The following is a 17618-nucleotide window of genomic DNA, read 5'->3' as shown; positions in this document are numbered from 1 at the left end:
TCTCAGCACAACACCAGTTCCACCAGCATCGCACCAACACCAAGCAACTTGTTCAGCGCAGCCTTCGATTATGACACAAGAAAATCTCGAACGTCAACACAGAAGGATTTTTTCGACTTGCCTGCTTTGCCGTCAGATCTTGCGATCAACACATCGCGGCAGACAACTTTGTCGAGCCTTCGACTATACATCGAAAACGCGCCCTGCTTTGCCAACCCAGCGCTACGGCGCAAGTATTCTGCTCATGATCGCCACAGCGAAGAGCCGACATATGCGACGGCGACCGTCTACCCTCACGGGCAGGCCAACGAGCCTCGCCAACCTGCCACTTGAGTCCGCCGCAAAGCCCTGAAGTCGACCCTTGCGGCAGCACACCGACGAGACGCTGACAAGAACGCTCGCCGCCTCTCCTGGTAATAGACATCGTGGGCGGCAATGGCCTTGAGCGCTGAAGGCAAGAGCGCAACACCTGTGCCGCAGCGCTGCCGCGTCAACGTGTTGTCCGACCGTTGTCGCGACCACCTCCGATAATCCGCGCCACATGGCACTCATCACACTCCTCGACGCGCAACTTGCGTTCGGTCACGTCCCGCTGCTCGACCATGCGGACTTCTCCCTCATCGAATCGGAGCGCGTCGGTTTGATCGGTCGCAACGGTGCCGGCAAATCGTCCTTCCTGAAGATCCTCGGCGGACTCGAGAAGCAGGACGACGGCACGCTTCAGTTCCAGCAAGGCATCCGTGTCGCTTACGTCGCGCAAGAACCTGTGCTCGACCCGGACGCCGATGTCTTCACGGCCGCAAGCGCCGGGTTGGCAGGCGTGATTGCCGTGCGAGATCTTTATCTGTCTGGCGCCGAGGGCGTCGACCTCGACGCATTGCAGTCCCAGATCGAAGCGTACGACGCCTGGAACTGGGAGCAGCGCGTCGAAGAGACGTTGCATCGCCTGCACCTCGATGCCAAGGCACGCGTCGGCTCGCTCTCCGGTGGCACGCGCAAGCGCGTGGCGCTGGCGCAGGCCCTGGTGGCCGCTCCCGATGTTCTCTTGCTCGACGAGCCGACCAACCATCTGGACCTCGACTCCATCGAGTGGCTGGAACAGTTGCTGATCGACTTCAAGGGCAGCGTGGTCACCATCACCCACGACCGCTCGTTCCTGGACAGGGTCGCCACCCGTATCGTCGAACTCGACCGAGGCAAGCTGCGGTCCTATCCCGGCAACTTCGCACAATACCTGATACAGAAGGAAGATCAGTTGGCGCAGGAAGCCGTGATCAACGCCAAGGCCGACAAGCTGCTCGCGCAGGAAGAGATCTGGATTCGCAAGGGTGTGGAGGCGCGGCGCACACGCAGCCAAAGCCGGATCGGCCGCCTCGAGGCGATGCGCGAGCAGCGCCAGAACCGCCGCAATGTCGTCGGCAGCGTCAACATGGACGTCGTGACGGGCACGCAGACCGGGAAGATCGTCGCCGAACTCACCGATGTGTCGAAGTCCTTCGGCGACAAGACCATCGTGCGCGACTTCAGCATGACGATGCTGCGTGGCGACAAGATCGGCCTGCTGGGCCCGAATGGCGCCGGCAAGACCACGCTGCTGAAACTGATCCTGGGCGGACTCGAGCCCGACACCGGCAAGGTACGCCGTGGCGCCAATCTCGAAGTCGCGTACTTCGATCAGATGCGCGAAACGCTCGATCTGGACGCCACGCTGGAAGACTTCATCAGCCCGGGCAGCGAGTGGATCGAGATCGGCAAGCAGCGCAAGCACGTCAAGAGCTACCTGACCGACTTCCTGTTCTCGCCCGCGCGCGCCAATTCACCAGTGCGTTCGCTCAGCGGCGGCGAGCGCAACCGGCTGCTGCTGGCGCGGTTGTTCGCGCGGCCTGCCAACGTACTGGTGCTGGACGAACCGACCAACGACCTCGACATCGACACGCTCGAACTGCTCGAAGACCTGCTGCAGAGCTACGACGGCACCGTGTTCCTCGTGAGCCACGACCGAACCTTCATGGACAACGTCGTGACCAGCACGATCGCGTTCGAAGGCGACGGCCGCTGGCGCGAATACGAAGGCAGCGTGACCGACTGGCTGATCCAGTCGAAGCGCGCTCGCGAAATCGCCGCCCAACGCGCAGCATCGGCGCCTGCCAGCAGCCCGGCACCGGCGCGCGCCGCCGCAACGCCAGCGCCGCCCCCGGCCGCGCCCGCAGCGCCAGCTGCCGCCCGCAAGAAGCTGAGCTACAAGGAGCAGCGCGAGCTCGAGACGCTGCCCGGCCTGATCGCCGCGCTCGAAGAGGAACAGAAGCAGATCACTGCAACACTGGAAAGTGGCGGTGGCACGCTCTACGCGACCGATGCAGCGAAAGCGACGCAGCTGAGCCAGCGGCACGCCGAGATCGACGATGCGCTGCTTGCCGCGCTGGAGCGCTGGGAAACGCTCGGCGCCGCGGGCTAGTCGCCGCCGCGGGCTTGTCCGACGCAACGGGCCAGCCCGCCCGGCTATACATGCGGCTTCTTGCTTCCAGGATTGCCGCATGCCGCCCCTTCCCGCCCACTGGCATCGTCTTGTCTCGCTGAAACACTGCTGCGCACTGCTGCTGGCCGCGGTTTTCATGACGGGCTGCGCGCAGTTGCCAACCGACGTTCAACGGCCGGTGTCGACCGCGTTGGCGAATCCTGCGGACACAACGCTCGGGCAGCTGACTCAACAACGCCGCGAAGCAGCCAAGGCGCGTTTCGAATCGGGCTTCATCCTGCTGGGCGGACCGCCCGCAGCGTACGGAAGTCGCCTGGCCCTGGTCGAGGCCGCACAGAAGACGCTCGATCTCCAGTACTACGCCATCCACGCCGATGCCAGCACCGGCCGGCTGCTCCGCAGCGTCGTGGAAGCGGCCCACCGCGGCGTGCACGTGCGCGTGCTGCTCGACGATTTCCACAGCACCGGCCGCAACGCGCTCGTGATGGCGCTGGCGTCCGAGCCCAACATCGAAATGCGGATGTTCAATCCGGTGGCGGGCGCGCGCAACACGGTCGGCCGCATGTTCAATTCGATCGGCGACTTCTCCCGTGTGCAGCAACGCATGCACAACAAGCTCTTCATCGCCGACAACGCGATGGCCGTCACAGGTGGACGCAATCTGGGCGACGCCTATTTCGGCATTGCCACGACCGGCAACTTCATCGATCTCGACGTGCTCGCCGCCGGGCCGGTCGTCAAAGATCTTTCACACAGCTTCGACAGCTACTGGAACAACGAGCGCGCGTATCCGGTGCAATCGCTCATCAGCCCGGACGAACTGGCGGACCTGCGCAAGAAAGCGCTCGCAGCCGAAACCGAAACCGAAGATAGGGACCGCGGCGCAAGCAGCGCGCCCACGCCGCCCGACGGCGAGCCCCGCCCCGATGACGCCGGGCCGACCGAGGCGCAGCGCGCCAAGGTGTGGGACGAGAAGCCGCTCGACCTGCGCACCGCCGACTTCGTGTGGGCGCCGGCCATCATGCTGGCCGACAAGCCCGCCAAGATTCCGGCGGAGCCATCGACTGCAACCGACCCCGGCGAGGCACGCGATCCCGGCATGGTCGTCTCGCAACCGCGCGAGCAGGGCGGCACGGCGCCGCGCATCGCATCGCTCGAAGCGGCTTCGGACACCGCAGCCGGCAGCGAAACCGTCGTCGAAGGCCTGCTCCAGCTGATCGGCCAGGCGCGGCAGGACCTGCTCATCATCTCGCCCTACTTCGTGCCCGGGCCGGACATGACGCACGCCTTCGCGGCCGCACGTGCGCGCGGCGTCCGGGTGCGCGTGCTCACCAATTCGCTCGCGTCGAACGACGCGCCGGTCGCCCACGTCGGTTATGCGCGGCACCGGGAAGAACTGCTCCGCATGGGCGTCGAGCTCTATGAATTGCGCAGCGAGCAAGCCGGCCTGGGCAGCGCCTTCGGCTCCTCGGGCAGCAACCTGACGGGTGAATCGCGCGCCATGCTCCACTCGAAGGTGCTGGTGATGGACGGGCGCCTGCTGGTCGTCGGATCGATGAACCTCGACCTGCGCTCGCAGTTGCAGAACACCGAGATCGCGTTGCTGATCAACAGCCGTGCGCTGTCGGGCGTCGCGACCGCGCAGATCGAACACGCGCTGAACAAGGGTGCATGGCATGTCGAACTGATCGATGGCCAACTGCGCTGGCATGCCCCCGAAGGCAGCGGCCTGCAGGACACCACGACCGAGCCGGACGCCAGCGCCAGCCTGCGACTTCTGCTGAAGCTGATCGGCCCCTTCGCGCCGGACGAACTGCTCTGACCCGGCGTCGGGACGCAGCGCTCAGCCGCGCACGCGGGCGAACACCTTCCAGAACGCGGCATCCTGCGTGGTCGCGAAGTTGATGCGCATCAGCGTGCTCGGTGGCCGGCGCGCGTGGAACAGCGAACCCGGCGCGAGCAGATAGCCTTCGTCGAGCATGCGCTGGGTCAACGCATCGGTGTCGACGCCGGTCTCGACCCAGCCGAACAGGCCGGCCGGTTCGGTCGCGAAACTGCAGCCGTGCGCCAGCGCAAGCTTGACAGTCCGCGCCCGTGCGCCGTCCAGCCGCAGCCGCACCCGCTCCGCATGGCGCCGCAGTTGCCCTTGATCGATGCAGGCGGAAAGCGCCCGCTCGAACAGCGCCGGGGTCGTCAGCGTCGACAGCAGCTTGGTTTCCATCAGCCGTCCGAACAGCGCCGGCTTGGCGGCCAGGAAGCCGATGCGCCAATTGGGCGCAAGAATCTTCGCGAAACCGCTCACATAGATGGTGCGCTGCAGCCCGTCGAGCGCACTGAGCCGCGTGGCGTGCTCGGGCGCCAGGTGGCTGTAGGTGTCGTCCTCGACGATGTGGAAGTCGTGCTGATTGGCCAGTTGCAGCACGCGGTGCGCGCTGCCGGGTGTCAGGCTGTAGCCGGTCGGGTTGTGCAGCACGCTCACGCTCACGAAGAGCTTGGGCTGGTGCGCGGCGCAGTACTGCGCCATCACCTCGAGGTCGGGCCCGTCGGCGCGGCGCGGCACCGGCAGGATGCGCATGCCGAGCGCCTCGAGCCGGGCGAACTCGATCGCCCAGCCCGGCTCTTCGACCATCACCGGATCGCCGGCCCGCAGCAGCGTGCGGCTCACGATGTCGAGCGCATGGGTCGCGCCGATGGTCGTCAGGATCTGCTCCGGCGGCGCCGGCACGTTGATGCCCGCCAGCTTCTGCGACAGGCTGCGGCGCAGCGCGCTGTCGCCGGCCGGCTCGCCGTACTGCAGCGACAGTTCCTGCAGCGCACGGGTGCCGGTGAGCCGGCGCAACGCGGTCGGCATGAAGGTCGAGTCCATCCAGTCGGGCGGGAAGACGCCCATGCCAGGTTGCGGCTTGTCGCTCTGGCGGTGGAACATGCCGCGGATCAGCGAACTGGCATCGGCAGGCAGCGCGTTCGACACCACCGATACAGCCGGCGCATCCGCAGCGCCGACGGCGGCACGCCCGACCTCGCCGTGTGCCGCATCCCGCACGAAGAAGCCACGCTGTCGCCGTGCCTCGATCAACCCCTGCGCGAGCAGCTGGTCGTACGCGGCCACCACGGTGTGCGGGCTCACGCCCTGCAGCCGCGCACATTCGCGCACCGACGGCAACCGCGCGCCCGGCGCCAGCAGCCGGTCGCGGATGCGTTCCGCGAAACGCGCGGCGAGCTGCTCGGTCAGGGATTGGGTCGCGGTGCGCGTGAGCATTGGGGGCGTCTGTGTCGAAAGCGTGACCGATACAGAATTCTCGATTGTTCGATCATCTGTACTGGTACTGTAATGGTCACAGAGTTTAAAGTGTGTCCAATGGACTGGCAAGATTTCACCGCCCTGCTGGTGTTGGCCACGGCGATGAGCTTCTCTCCCGGACCCAACACGACGCTGTCGACCGCGCTCGCGGCCAACGGAGGACTGCGCCGCGCGATGCGCTTCGTGCTCGCCGTGCCCATCGGCTGGACGATCCTGCTGGCGCTCAGTGCCGGCGGCATCGGCGCGCTGGTGGTTGCCGTGCCGGCCCTGCGGCTGGCGATCAAGGCGCTCGGCATCGTCTACCTGCTGTATCTGGCATTCAAGCTCAGCGGCAGTGCGACCCTCGGCCGGGCCAACGATGCGCAACTGGACGTCGGCTTCGGCCAGGGCGTGATGCTGCAGTTCCTGAACATCAAGGCCTGGCTGCTGGCGCTGACCCTGGCGGCCGGCTGGATCGCCGGCCACGCCGACGCGCTGCACCGTTTCGGCGTGGTCGCGCCGGTGATGCTGGTGTTCGCCTTCGCCAGCAACTTCGTCTATGCACTGGTCGGCGCGTTGCTGCGCCAATGGCTGGCGCGTGGATCGCGGCTGCTCTGGTTCAACCGCGCGATGGCCACCGTGCTCGTGCTCACCGCCGGCTGGATGGTGACGGTATGAAGCTGCGCGACGAAACCCTGGGCCTCTGGCTGGGCCTGCTCGGCGTGGCCTTCTTCGCCATCACGCTGCCGATGACGCGGCTCGCGACCGGCACGCAGGCCGCGCCGCAGCTGTCGCCCTGGTTCGTCACGCTCGGCCGGGCGGCGCTGGCCGGCCTGCTCTCGGTCGTGTTCCTGCTGCTGACGCGCTCGCCGCGACCGCAGCGCCAGCAATGGAAGCCGCTCGGCATGGCGGTCCTGGGCAATGTGGTCGGCTACCCGCTGCTGCTCGGCTACGCGCTGCGCATCGTCAGTTCAGGCCACGCCGCCGTCGTCACCGCGCTGATGCCGATCGCGACGGCCGCCATCGCGGCCTGGGTGCTGCACCAGCGCGCGCGGCTCGGCTTCTGGCTCTGTGCGATCGCCGGCAGCCTGCTGGTCGTCGTGTTCTCGGCGCTGCGGGCCACGCAGCACGGCACCGGTTTCGGCTTCGAATGGGCCGACCTGCTGCTGGTCGGCGCGGTCGTCGCCGGCGCGCTCGGCTATGTGTTCGGCGCGCAGGTCACGCCGGCGCTCGGCGCCGAACGCGTGATCTGCTGGGTCTGCGTGATGGCGCTGCCCGTGACGCTGCCGGCCACGCTGTGGCTCTGGCCGCGGCAGCCGATCGCGGCCTCGGCGTGGGTCGGTTTCGCCTACGTCGGCGTGTTCTCGATGTGGATCGGCTTCTTCGCCTGGTACCGCGGGCTGGCGCTCGGCGGCGCACTGCGCGTGAGCCAGGTCCAGCTGATTCAACCGTTTCTGTCTATCCTTGCGGCCGTGCCGATGCTCGGCGAGCCGCTCGACGCCGTCACGCTCGGCTTTGCGGCCGCCGTCGTGGCGACCGTCCTGATGGGCAAACGATTCACTTCCCCGCACACCGCGAAGACCGGCCCGTTGCCAGTCGCCGCAGTGCGCTGACCTCACCACAACAGACATCTACCCAAGGAGATACCGATGAACTGGAAAATGGCTGCCCGCGCCGAAAAGATGAACCCGTCCGTGCTCCGCGAGATCCTCAAGGTCACGGACCTGCCGGGGATCATCAGCCTGGCCGGCGGCCTGCCCTCGCCCAAGACCTTCCCGATCTCGGCCTTCGCGGCCGCCTGCGCCGAAGTCCTCGAGAACGACGGCCAGGCCGCGCTGCAGTATGCGGCGAGCGAAGGCTACGGCCCGCTGCGCCAGGCGGTGGCCGACATGCTGCCGTGGAACGTCGATCCGGCGCAGGTCCTGATCACCACCGGTTCGCAGCAGGGCCTGGACCTGGTCGCCAAGGTGCTGATCGATCCGGGCAGCCGCGTGCTGGTCGAGACGCCGACCTACCTCGGCGCGCTGCAGGCCTTCGGCCCGATGGAGCCGACGCCGGTCTCGGTCGCCAGCGACAGCGAAGGCGTGCTGGTCGACGACCTGATCGCCAAGGCGCCGGACGCGCGCTTCATCTACCTGCTGCCGAACTTCCAGAACCCGACCGGCCGCACCATGACGGAGGAACGCCGCGCCGCGGTGTCCGCCGCCGCAGCCGCCGCGGGCCTGCCGATCATCGAGGACAACCCCTACGGCGAGCTGTGGTTCGACGAAGCGCCGCCGCTGCCGCTGACCGCGCGCAATCCGGAAGGCTGCATCTACCTCGGCTCGTTCTCGAAGGTGCTGGCACCCGGCCTGCGCCTGGGCTTCCTGGTGGCGCCAAAGTCGATCTACCCGAAGCTGCTGCAGGCCAAGCAGGCAGTCGACCTGCACACGCCGATCTTCACGCAGCGCATGGTGTCGGCCGTGATGAAGGACGGCTTCCTGGCCCGCCACGTGCCGACCATCCGCGCGCTCTACAAGAGCCAGCGCGACGCCATGGTCTCGGCACTGAAGCGCGAGATGAAGGGCCTGGACGTGACGTTCAACGTGCCGGTCGGCGGCATGTTCCTGTGGGCGCGCATGCCCGAGGGCATCGACACCGTGCCGCTGCTGGCCAAGGCCGTGGAGCGCGGCGTGGCCTTCGTGCCGGGCGCGCCGTTCTATGCGGGCGAAGGCGACCCGCGCACCATGCGCCTGTCCTTCGTGACGGCGAGCGTGGAGCAGATCGACGTCGCCATCGCCGCCATCGCGACGACCGTGCGTGAAGAGCTCGCGCGCATCGCCGCGGCGAAGGCGCCGCGCGAACTCGCGGCCAACGCACTCTGAGGCCGGCCCGCAGGACGCCACGATGCACATCGCCATCCTCAGCTTCGAGGGCTTCAACGAGCTCGACTCCTTCATCGCGCTCGGCATCCTGAACCGCGTGAAGCGGGACGGCTGGCGCGTGTCCCTGGCCGCGCCGAGCCCGCAGGTCACGTCGATGAACGGCGTGACGGTGCAGACGCCCGCATCGCTGGCCGACGCCTCGGCGGCCGATGCGGTGATCGTCGGCAGCGGCATCCGCACGCGCGAGATCGCGGCCGACGCGGCGATCATGGCGGCGCTGCAGCTCGATCCGGCGCGCCAGCTGATCGGCGCGCAGTGCTCGGGCACGCTGTTGCTGGCCAAGCTCGGTCTGCTGGGCAGCGTGCCGGCCTGCACCGACCTCACGACCAAGCCCTGGGTGCAGGAAGCCGGCGTGCAGGTGCTGAACCAGCCCTTCTTCGCGGACGGCAACGTCGCCACCGCCGGCGGCTGCCTGTCGTCGACCTACCTCGCGGCGTGGCTGGTGGCGCGCAGCGAAGGGCTCGATGCGGCGGCGAGCGCCATCCACTACGTCGCGCCGGTCGGCGAGAAGGACGAGTGGGTCGCACGCACGCTGCGCAACATCACAGCCTACCTGCCGACCGCGGCCGTCCGCGACCCGGCAGAGACGCCGGGCCACTGACATGCTGAACATCTGGGGACGCATCAGTTCGATCAACGTGCGCAAGGTGGTCTGGTGCGCGCAGGAACTCCAACTCGACTTCCAGCGCACCGAGGCCGGCGGTCGGTTCGGCATCGTGCAGACGCCGGAATACCTCGCGCTCAATCCGAACGCGATGGTGCCGACGATCGACGACGGCGAAGGCCCGGACCGCGTCACGCTCTGGGAATCGAACGTCATCGTGCGCTACCTCTGCGCCAGGCACGCGCCCGGCACGCTCTACCCCGAACTGCTGCACCGGCGCTTCGACGCCGAGCGCTGGATGGACTGGCAGCAGACCACGCTGAACCCGGTGAGCGCCGGCGCCTTCAAGCAATGGGTGCGCACGCCCGCGGCCGAACGCGATCCGGCCGTCATCGCGCAGTCGGTGCACGCGACCGAGCCGCTGTTCGCGCTGCTCGACGCACACCTGGCCAACCGCGCCTTCATGCTCGGCGACGACTTCACGATGGCCGACATCCCGGTCGGCTGCGAGGCGCACCGCTGGTTCGGCCTGCCGCCGACCGAATACACCCGGCCTGTGTGGCCGAACGTCGAACGCTGGTTCGCCGACCTGCGCAGCCGTGCCGGCGCGCGCGGCGTGCTCGACCTCCTTCTCGAATGAACTGACAACGACGCGCCGGAACGCGCCGCCTGCACACCATGACCACCCGCCCCTTCAAGCAAGTCGACGTCTTCACGGCCGAACCCTACCGCGGCAATCCGCTCGCGGTGGTGCTCGACGGCACCGGCCTGGACGACGCCACGATGCAGCGCTTCGCGCAGTGGACCAACCTGTCGGAAACCACCTTCCTGCTGCCGCCGACCGATCCGGCCGCCGACTACCGCGTGCGCATCTTCACGCCCGGCAGCGAACTGCCCTTTGCCGGCCACCCGACGCTGGGCAGCTGCCATGCCTGGCTGCAGGCCGGCGGCAAGCCGAAGACCGCGGGCCGCGTGGTGCAGGAATGCGGGGCCGGGCTGGTGTCGATCCGCCGGAGCGCCGGGCACTTCGCGTTCGCTGCACCGGCGCTGCGGCGCAGCGCGCCGAGCCCGACACTGCTCGCCAAGGTCGCGGCGGCGCTGAAACTCAAGGCCTCGCAGATCGTCGCGGCGCAATTGCTCGACAACGGCCCGGTCTGGCTCGGGCTGCTGCTGGCCGACGCCGACACCGTGCTGACGCTGCAGCCCGATCACCGCGCGCTGAAGGAGCTCGGCCAGAAGGTCGGCGTGGCCGGCATGCCGGTGGCACCGGAGCCGTCGCTGCTGATCTCGCGCTCGAACCGCGAGGCACGCGCCTTCGCATCGGCCGCGCCGGCGGGCGAGACGGCGGCCGTCGAAGTGCGCGCCTTCGCGGCGCCGGTCGGCATCGAGGAAGACCCGGTGACCGGCAGCTTCAACGCCAGCCTGGCGCAGTGGCTGATCGCCGACGGCCATCTGCCGGAGCGTTACCTGGCCGCGCAAGGCCAGTGCCTCGGCCGGGACGGCCGCGTCCACATCGAACGCGACGCCGACGGCCAGGTCTGGGTCGGCGGCGACTCGGTGACCTGCATCGACGGACAGGTCGCGCTCTAACTCCCGCAGCCGATCGACCGCGGATGCGCGCCGACCTCGACCATCTGGTGATCGCCGCACGCAGCCTCGACGAGGGCGTGCAGTGGTGCGAAGCCACGCTCGGCGTGGTGCCCGGCCCTGGCGGCGCGCATCCGCTCATGGGCACGCACAACCGGTTGCTGGCGCTCGACGGCGCGGGCGCCTTCTCCCGCTGCTACCTGGAGATCATCGCGATCGAACCCGGCCGGCGCCCGACGCGACCACCGGGCCAGCACCGCTGGTTCGACCTGGACGACCCGGCGCTGCAGGCCGGGCTCGCCCAGCACGGGCCGCGGCTGGTGCACTTCGTCGCGCGCGTGCCCGACGCCCAGGCTGCGGTGCGCGCGCTCGCGCACGAGCCGACGCATCTCGACCGCGGCCAGGTGATCGCCGCCAGCCGCGACACGCCGGCCGGCCGGCTCGAATGGCAGATCACGGTGCGCGACGACGGCCAGCGGCTGTTCTACGGCGCAATGCCGACGCTGATCCAGTGGGGGCCGGTGCATCCGCTCGACAGCATGCCGCCGTCGGGCCTGCGGCTCACCGGCCTCTCGGCCATGCACCCGCGCGTCGAGGTGCTGCGCGAGGCGCTGCGATGCATCGGCCTGCACGACGGCATCGCGCTGCGGCACGGCGCGCCCCATCTCGGCGCCACGCTGGACACGCCGCGCGGCCCGGTCACGCTCGATTCGAAAGGACTCTGACCCATGTTCACCCTCGCCGAACTCGCCTGGTTCACGCTCGCGACGCTGCTGCTCGCGCTGACGCCCGGGCCCAACATGATCTATTGCGTCTCGCGCACGCTGGTGCAGGGACGCCGCGCCGGCCTCACGTCGCTGGGCGGCGTGCTGCTCGCGTTCCTCGTGCACCTGGTGGCGGCGGCGCTCGGCCTGACCGCGCTGCTGATCGCCGTGCCCTTCGCCTTCGACGCCATCCGGCTGGCCGGCGCGGCCTACCTGCTGTGGCTGGCCTGGCAGGCGGTGAAGCCCGGCGGCGAGGCGCCCTTCGCGCCGCGCGCGCTGCCGGCCGACCCGCCGGGCCGGCTGTTCCGCATGGGCTTCGTCACGAACCTGCTGAACCCGAAGGTCGCGATGTTCTATCTCTCGTTCTTTCCGCAGTTCATCCATCCCGAGCGCGGCTCGGTGCTGTGGCAGAGCGCCACGCTGGGGGCGCTGCAGATTGCGAGCAGCGCAGCGGTCAACGGCACGCTGATCTTTGGTGCCGCCGGCATCACGGCCGTGCTGTCGCGCAGCCAGGGCTGGCTGCGCGCGCAGCGCTACGTGATGGGCAGCGTGCTGGCCGCGCTGGCGCTGCGCATCGCGTTCACGGAGCGCAAATGAACACGCGCGCCGACGCCCCGTCGCCCGCGCTGCGCTTCACGCGCGAGCAGATCGCCGCCGCGCAGCGCACCGTCTACGCGACGATGCCGCCGACGCCGCAGTACGCCTGGCCGTTGCTGGGCGAGCGGCTCGGCTGCACGCTGTGGGCGAAGCACGAGAACCACACGCCGGTCGGCGCATTCAAGATCCGCGGCGGGCTCACCTACATGGCGGCGCTGGTCGAACGTCAACCGCAGGTGCGCCACGTGATCAGCGCCACGCGCGGCAACCATGGCCAATCGATCGGCTTTGCGGCGCGGCACCACGGGCTGGCCGCGACCATCGTGGTGCCGCACGGCAATTCGATCGAGAAGAACGCAGCGATGCGCGCGCTGGGCGTGCAGCTCGTCGAGCACGGCGACGACTTCCAGGCCGCCAGCGAGCACGCGGCCGTGCTGGCCGCCGCGCAAGGACTGCACCGCGTGCCGTCCTTCGCGCCCGAACTGGTCTGCGGCGTCGCGACCTACTGGGTCGAATTCTTCGAGGCACTGCAACGCGCCGGCCAGGTGCCGGACGTGGTCTTCGTGCCGATCGGGCTGGGTTCCGGCTTCGCGGGCGCGGCGGTGGCGCGTGCGCACTGCGGCGTGCAGACGCGGCTGATCGGCGTGGTTTCGGCGCATGCCACCGCCTACCGCGACTCCTTCCGGGCCGGCCGCGCGGTCGACGCACCCGTCACCACGCGCCTGGCGGACGGCATGGCCTGCCGCACGCCGGACGCGGCCGCGCTGGACCTGGTCCTGCGCGAGGCGGACGACGTGATCGCGGTGACCGACGACGAAGTGGCCGCGGCGATGCGCGCGCTCTTCACCGACACCCACAACGTCGCCGAAGGAGCCGGCGCCGCGGCACTGGCCGGCGCGCTGCAGCAGCAGGAACGCTGGCGCGGCAAGACGGTCGGCATCACGGTGAGTGGCGGCAACGTCGACGCGGCGGTGTTCTCGGGCGTGCTGTCGGCCTGATCCGCCGGCTCTGCCCACCAGCCCTGGCGCGGCGGCCCTGAAGCGCCGGACACCCGCGCGACAGCCGCCGCGCGTTCCGTCGCAGCCGCGACCCGCGGCGCGGCGGCTTCTTGCCAGAATCGACGCATGGGAACCCTCTACCTCGTGCGCCACGGACAGGCCAGCTTCGGCGCGGCCGATTACGACAACCTGAGCGAACTCGGCCACCGCCAGGCGGTGCGGCTGGGCGAGTACTGGCGCGAACGCGGCATGACCTTCGACGCCGTCATCACCGGCACGCTCAAGCGCCACCGCCAGACCTGGGAAGGCATCGCGCGAGGCCTGCAGCTGGGCGCGAAGGACGTGCTGCCCTGGCCGGGACTCAACGAGTACGACAGCGAGGCGGTGATCGCGACGATCCACCCCGGGAAGCTCGAAAAGGCCACCACGCCCGAGCTGTACCGCCACCATTTCCGGCTGCTGCGCGAAGGCCTCGGCGCCTGGATGCAGGGCCGCACCGCACCGGTCGGCATGCCGAGCTACGTCGACTTCCTGTCCGGCGTGACGACGGCGCTCGACCATGTGCGCGGCAACCACCACGGCGCCAAGGTGCTGGTGGTGTCGAGCGGCGGGCCGATCAGCACCGCCGTCGGCCATGTGCTGGGCACCAGCCCCGAGACCACGATCGAGCTGAACATGCGCATCCGCAACACGGCCGTCACGGAGTTCGCCTTCACGCCGAAGCGCCACATGCTGCTGACCTACAACACGCTGCCGCACCTCGACGACCCGGCTTACGCCGACTGGATCACCTACTCCTGAGCATTTGCACAGACGCGCGGCGCGCGCCGGAGCGTGCGCTCGGTCAGGCCTGCCAGACGCCATAGCCCGCGCTGCGCAGATGGATGCCAAGTTCGACTTCCATCAGCCGTGCCGCGTCGTAGGGCATCGGGTTGTAGCGTTCATAGAGCTTCGGCAGCAGGTGCAGCCCGTGGTCGCGCACGAAGGCGTTGGCCTGGATGCCGGCCTTGTGCTTGTCGAAGCGCACGTCCGGATCGAGCCCCGTCATGCCGACATAGACAAAAGGCTTGCCCAGCACGTAGTCCGGATTGGCGCGGCGAAAGCGTGCGGCGTTCCACACGCGATCGTCGAGCTCGATCACATAGACGTGGTAATGGCCGCGTCTTGGCATGACGGTGCGGGCAAGGCCTTGGCCACCGCGCTCGCGAGCGTCGAGATGTCGAAGGGCTTGATCAGGATCGACTGCGTGCCCAGCACCCGCCCGACCTCCGCCATGTCGGCATAGCCGGTCGCGAGGATCACCGGAATGTCGCCCACCATCTCGCGCGCACGGGCGATCACCTCGGCACCGTTCAGGCCTGGCATCGCGTAGTCGACCACCAGCAGGTCCTGCGGCGCGGCGGACAACGCCGCCAGGCCGCTGACGCCGTCGGCGGCTTCACTCACGACGTAGCCGAGCATCGACAGGCTTTCGACGATCGCGCGCCGGACTTCGGCATCGTCCTCGATCACCAGCACCTTCTGACGCTGCGTCCCCTGCTCGGCCATCGCGATGACCAGCTCGGGCACGGCCTCGGCGCGTTGCAGCGACAGCGGAAAGCTCATCGCCACCACGGTGCCGCGGCCCTCCTCGCTGCGCAGGCGAGCCAGGCCGCCGGACTGGCGCGCAAAGCCATAGACCTGGCTCAGGCCGAGGCCCGTGCCGCTGCCGACCGGCTTGGTCGTGAAGAACGGGTCGAACACCTTCGTGACCAGATGCGGCGCAATGCCCACGCCCGTGTCGGCGGCCGACACGGTGACGTAGTCGCCGTCCGGCAGTTCACCACCGGCCTCGCGCGCCACCGAGGTCGAGATCGTCAGCGTGCCGCCGGACGGCATGGCGTCGCGCGCGTTCACCGCCAGGTTCAGCACGGCCATCTCGAGCTGGTTGGCGTCGAGCACCGCCCAGGCCGCTTGCTCGCTGAACGCGAGTTCGACCTGCACCGACGCGCCGGCCGACACCACGATCAGCTCCCGCATGCCTTCGACCAGCGCGTTGATGTCGGTCAGCCGCGGCAGCAGCGACTGGTTGCGTGCAAACGAAAGCAGCTGCCCCGTGAGCTTGGCGCCGCGCCCGACCGCGCCCTTGGCACGCGAGGCGATGCCCAGCACCTTCTCGTCGCGCGCCACCCGCGCGACCAGGTCGAGGTTCATGTTGATCACGTGCAGCAGGTTGTTGAAGTCGTGCGCGATGCCGCCGGTCAGCCGGCCGATCGCTTCCATCTTCTGCACCTGGATCAGCGCGGCCTGGGCTCGCTCGCGTTCGGCGATCTCGGCCATCAGCCGGTCGTTGGCGCCGGCCAGTTCGCGCGTACGGGCACCGATGCGCTGCTCCAGCTCGGCGTTCAGCCGCTCGACCTCGGCGCGCGTGTCCTCCAGCTGGCGCAGATGGAGCCGCGTGGCGTACTGGCGGCGCCGTGCCCGCACGGCGGCATCGGCCGCGCGCGACAGCGTCTCGGTGTGGACCGGACGTTCGAGCACGAACACGTTGCCCAGGGTCTGCAGCACCGCCAGCGATTTGCGCGATCGCCCGCCCGCGTCGCGCGAGGCCAGCACGATGAAGGGAAAGTCCGACCAGCTCGGCTGCGCCATCAGCCAGGCGCGCAGCGGCGCCTCGGGCAACTCGAGCAGCGACTCCTCGGTGAGGATCGCCGCCGCGGCGCCTTCGCCGAGTTCGCTGAGCAGTTGCTCGGACGATTCGCAGATCGCCGTGTGCAGCTCCATGTTCTGCAGCACACGCTGGACCACCGCCGCATCACGCCCGCGCGGCGCATGGATCAGTACTCGGCGCTCCACCGTCAGACCTTGTCGCCAAGCAGCGCCATGCCACCCGTGTAGCGCGCCACGCCGCCGAGCACGCCTTCGAAGTCCGTGAGCGCCTCGCCGACCTCGACACCGCTCGCGCCCAGCCGGAACTCGCGGATGCTCAGTTCGTGCTCGCTGGTGCGGCTCTTGACGACCGACACCGCCTTGCGCAACAGGCCACGCGCCTCGAAGAAGCGGAACAGCACGATCGCATCCGACAGGTAGCTCAGGTCGAGGTCGCTGCGCACGTCGCCGATGATGCCGTGCTGCCCCAGCACCAGCAGCGTGACCACGCCCTGCTGGTTCAGGAAGTTGAGCAGTTCGTGCATCTGCAGCAGCAGGAACTTGGCGCCCGGCATCGCCTGCAGGTAGGCGTTCAGGCTGTCGATCACGACCATGCCCGCGCCACGCTGCTGCACCGCGCGCCGCACCATGTTCGAGAACTGGCCCGGCGACACCTCGGCCGGATCGAGCGGCAGCACCTCGAGCTGGCCGCTGTCGATGTATCGCTGCAGCGGCAGACCCAGTGCGGTGCAACGGTGCAGCAGCGTGCCCAACCCCTCGTCGAACAGGTAGTACGACGCTTTCTCGCCGCGCTTCAGCGCAGCCACCACGGCCGACATCGCCGTGGTCGTCTTGCCGACGCCCGAGGGGCCGATGAACAGCGTATTGCTGCCGCGCGCCAGGCCGCCACCCAACAGCGTGTCGAGCTGTTCCGTGCCGGTGGACGTCGACGTCGATTCGAACTCGGTGCGGTGTTCGGCCGCGATCAGCCGCGGGAAGACCTGCAGGCCGCCGGTGTCGAGGTTCACGTCGTGCTCGCCGCCCCGGTAGCGCACGCCGCGCATCTTGACGATGCGCAGATGACGGCGGACCGGACCGTAGTCGCCGGTCGCCTGATCGAGGCCGAGCACGCCGTGGGCGATGCTGTGCAGTTGCAGGTCGCCGCCGGCCGAACTCATGTCGTCGAGCATCAGCACCGTGCAGTCGCGCGTCGCGAAGAAGTGCTTGAGCGCCAGGATCTGGCGCCGGTAACGCAGCGGATCCTGCGCCAGCAGGCGCATCTCGGACAGGCTGTCGAACACCAGCCGGGCCGGCGACAACCGCTCCACCGCGGTCATCACGCCGCGCGTGGTCTCGCCGAGCTCGACTTCGGCGGGATACAGGATGGATTGCTCGGCCGACGGGCTCAGCCCCTCTTCGTTGACCAGCTCGAACAGCTCGATGCCTTCGAGCGTCCAGCCATGCGAACTGGCGACGATGCCGAGTTCCGTCGCGGTCTCGGACAGCGTGACGTACAGGCCGCGCTCGCCGCGCGCCCGCCCTTCGAGCAGGAACTGCAGGCCCAGCGTGGTCTTGCCGGCGCCCGGCGTTCCTTCCACCAGATAGAGATGCCCGCGCGGCAAACCGCCGCCGAGAACGTTGTCGAGACCATCGATGCCTGTGGCGGCACGCGACTGATGGACGGGGGCGGAAGAGTCGGTGGCTGGTGGCATGGGGGACTTGAGGAAAACCGAATTTCGGAAGGGCCGTGGGAAGGTTCA

At 68.9% G+C, this 17618-nt stretch carries 17 protein-coding genes; 13 read left to right on the top strand and 4 right to left on the bottom strand.

All coding sequences use genetic code 11. From position 1 onward, the window contains the following. The 3 genes from AC07PZ_RS31085 to AC07PZ_RS31075 form a co-directional block, all read left to right on the top strand. A partial coding sequence (locus AC07PZ_RS31085) for a hypothetical protein (RefSeq protein ID WP_495299043.1) occupies window positions 1-333 on the top strand: 333 nt, incomplete at its 5' end. Between the two features lie 208 nt (window positions 334-541). Continuing rightward, window positions 542-2455: an ATP-binding cassette domain-containing protein gene (locus AC07PZ_RS31080; protein WP_495299042.1), complete on the top strand. Its 1914-nt coding sequence runs from the start codon at window positions 542-544 to the stop codon at window positions 2453-2455. Window positions 2456-2534: 79 nt separating this feature from the next. Next, the gene (locus AC07PZ_RS31075) at window positions 2535-4298 is read left to right on the top strand and encodes a phospholipase D family protein (RefSeq protein WP_495299041.1); all 1764 of its coding nucleotides are present in this window, start codon (window positions 2535-2537) and stop codon (window positions 4296-4298) included. Window positions 4299-4319: 21 nt separating this feature from the next. Here AC07PZ_RS31075 and AC07PZ_RS31070 read toward each other — a convergent pair whose 3' ends face one another. Then, the gene (locus AC07PZ_RS31070; RefSeq protein WP_495299040.1) at window positions 4320-5735 is read right to left on the bottom strand and encodes an aminotransferase-like domain-containing protein; all 1416 of its coding nucleotides are present in this window, start codon (window positions 5733-5735) and stop codon (window positions 4320-4322) included. A 99-nt stretch (window positions 5736-5834) separates the two neighbouring features. Here AC07PZ_RS31070 and AC07PZ_RS31065 point away from each other — a divergent pair, with 99 nt between their 5' ends. From AC07PZ_RS31065 to AC07PZ_RS31020, 10 genes are all read left to right on the top strand, one after another. After that, on the top strand, window positions 5835-6434 hold the full coding sequence (locus AC07PZ_RS31065; RefSeq protein ID WP_495299039.1) for a LysE family translocator: 600 nt from the start codon (window positions 5835-5837) through the stop codon (window positions 6432-6434). Continuing rightward, on the top strand, window positions 6431-7369 hold the full coding sequence (locus AC07PZ_RS31060; protein ID WP_495299038.1) for a DMT family transporter: 939 nt from the start codon (window positions 6431-6433) through the stop codon (window positions 7367-7369). Before AC07PZ_RS31065 ends, AC07PZ_RS31060 begins: the two co-directional genes overlap by 4 nt. Before the next feature lie 36 nt (window positions 7370-7405). Beyond that, window positions 7406-8620, top strand: a complete 1215-nt coding sequence (locus AC07PZ_RS31055; RefSeq protein ID WP_495299037.1) for an aminotransferase-like domain-containing protein — start codon at window positions 7406-7408, stop codon at window positions 8618-8620. Window positions 8621-8642: 22 nt separating this feature from the next. Next, on the top strand, window positions 8643-9281 hold the full coding sequence (locus AC07PZ_RS31050) for a DJ-1/PfpI family protein (protein ID WP_495299036.1): 639 nt from the start codon (window positions 8643-8645) through the stop codon (window positions 9279-9281). Between the two features lies 1 nt (window position 9282). Next, a complete protein-coding gene (locus AC07PZ_RS31045) occupies window positions 9283-9924 on the top strand; it encodes a glutathione S-transferase (protein ID WP_495299035.1) in 642 nt (213 codons plus the stop codon). Window positions 9925-9962: 38 nt separating this feature from the next. Then, window positions 9963-10874, top strand: coding sequence for a PhzF family phenazine biosynthesis protein (locus AC07PZ_RS31040; protein ID WP_495299034.1), 912 nt, complete (start codon window positions 9963-9965; stop codon window positions 10872-10874). Between the two features lie 23 nt (window positions 10875-10897). Then, entirely contained in the window at window positions 10898-11596 is a 699-nt protein-coding gene (locus tag AC07PZ_RS31035; protein WP_495299033.1) for a VOC family protein, read from the top strand. A 3-nt stretch (window positions 11597-11599) separates the two neighbouring features. Then, entirely contained in the window at window positions 11600-12232 is a 633-nt protein-coding gene (locus AC07PZ_RS31030) for a LysE family translocator (protein ID WP_495299032.1), read from the top strand. A 29-nt stretch (window positions 12233-12261) separates the two neighbouring features. Continuing rightward, complete coding sequence (locus tag AC07PZ_RS31025; RefSeq protein ID WP_495299047.1) at window positions 12262-13230, top strand: threonine dehydratase; 969 nt, start codon at window positions 12262-12264, stop codon at window positions 13228-13230. Between the two features lie 126 nt (window positions 13231-13356). Continuing rightward, the gene (locus AC07PZ_RS31020; protein ID WP_495299031.1) at window positions 13357-14031 is read left to right on the top strand and encodes a histidine phosphatase family protein; all 675 of its coding nucleotides are present in this window, start codon (window positions 13357-13359) and stop codon (window positions 14029-14031) included. A gap of 43 nt (window positions 14032-14074) precedes the next feature. Here AC07PZ_RS31020 and AC07PZ_RS31015 read toward each other — a convergent pair whose 3' ends face one another. The 3 genes from AC07PZ_RS31015 to AC07PZ_RS31005 are packed head-to-tail and all read right to left on the bottom strand — an operon-like array spanning window position 14075 to window position 17570. After that, window positions 14075-14401: a hypothetical protein gene (locus AC07PZ_RS31015; protein ID WP_495299030.1), complete on the bottom strand. Its 327-nt coding sequence runs from the start codon at window positions 14399-14401 to the stop codon at window positions 14075-14077. Continuing rightward, window positions 14368-16065 carry a response regulator gene (locus AC07PZ_RS31010; protein ID WP_495299029.1) on the bottom strand — a complete coding sequence of 566 codons (1698 nt, stop codon included), beginning with the start codon at window positions 16063-16065 and terminating at the stop codon, window positions 14368-14370. The genes AC07PZ_RS31015 and AC07PZ_RS31010 overlap by 34 nt, the downstream gene beginning before the upstream one ends. A 2-nt stretch (window positions 16066-16067) precedes the next feature. Next, on the bottom strand, window positions 16068-17570 hold the full coding sequence (locus tag AC07PZ_RS31005) for an ATPase domain-containing protein (protein WP_495299028.1): 1503 nt from the start codon (window positions 17568-17570) through the stop codon (window positions 16068-16070). Window positions 17571-17618: the final 48 nt, after the last annotated feature.

This window comes from Variovorax sp. GW821-FHT10B04, assembly GCF_059415645.1.
The sequence above is the reverse complement of the archived record's forward strand: the minus strand, read 5'-3'. Positions and strand labels throughout refer to the sequence as shown.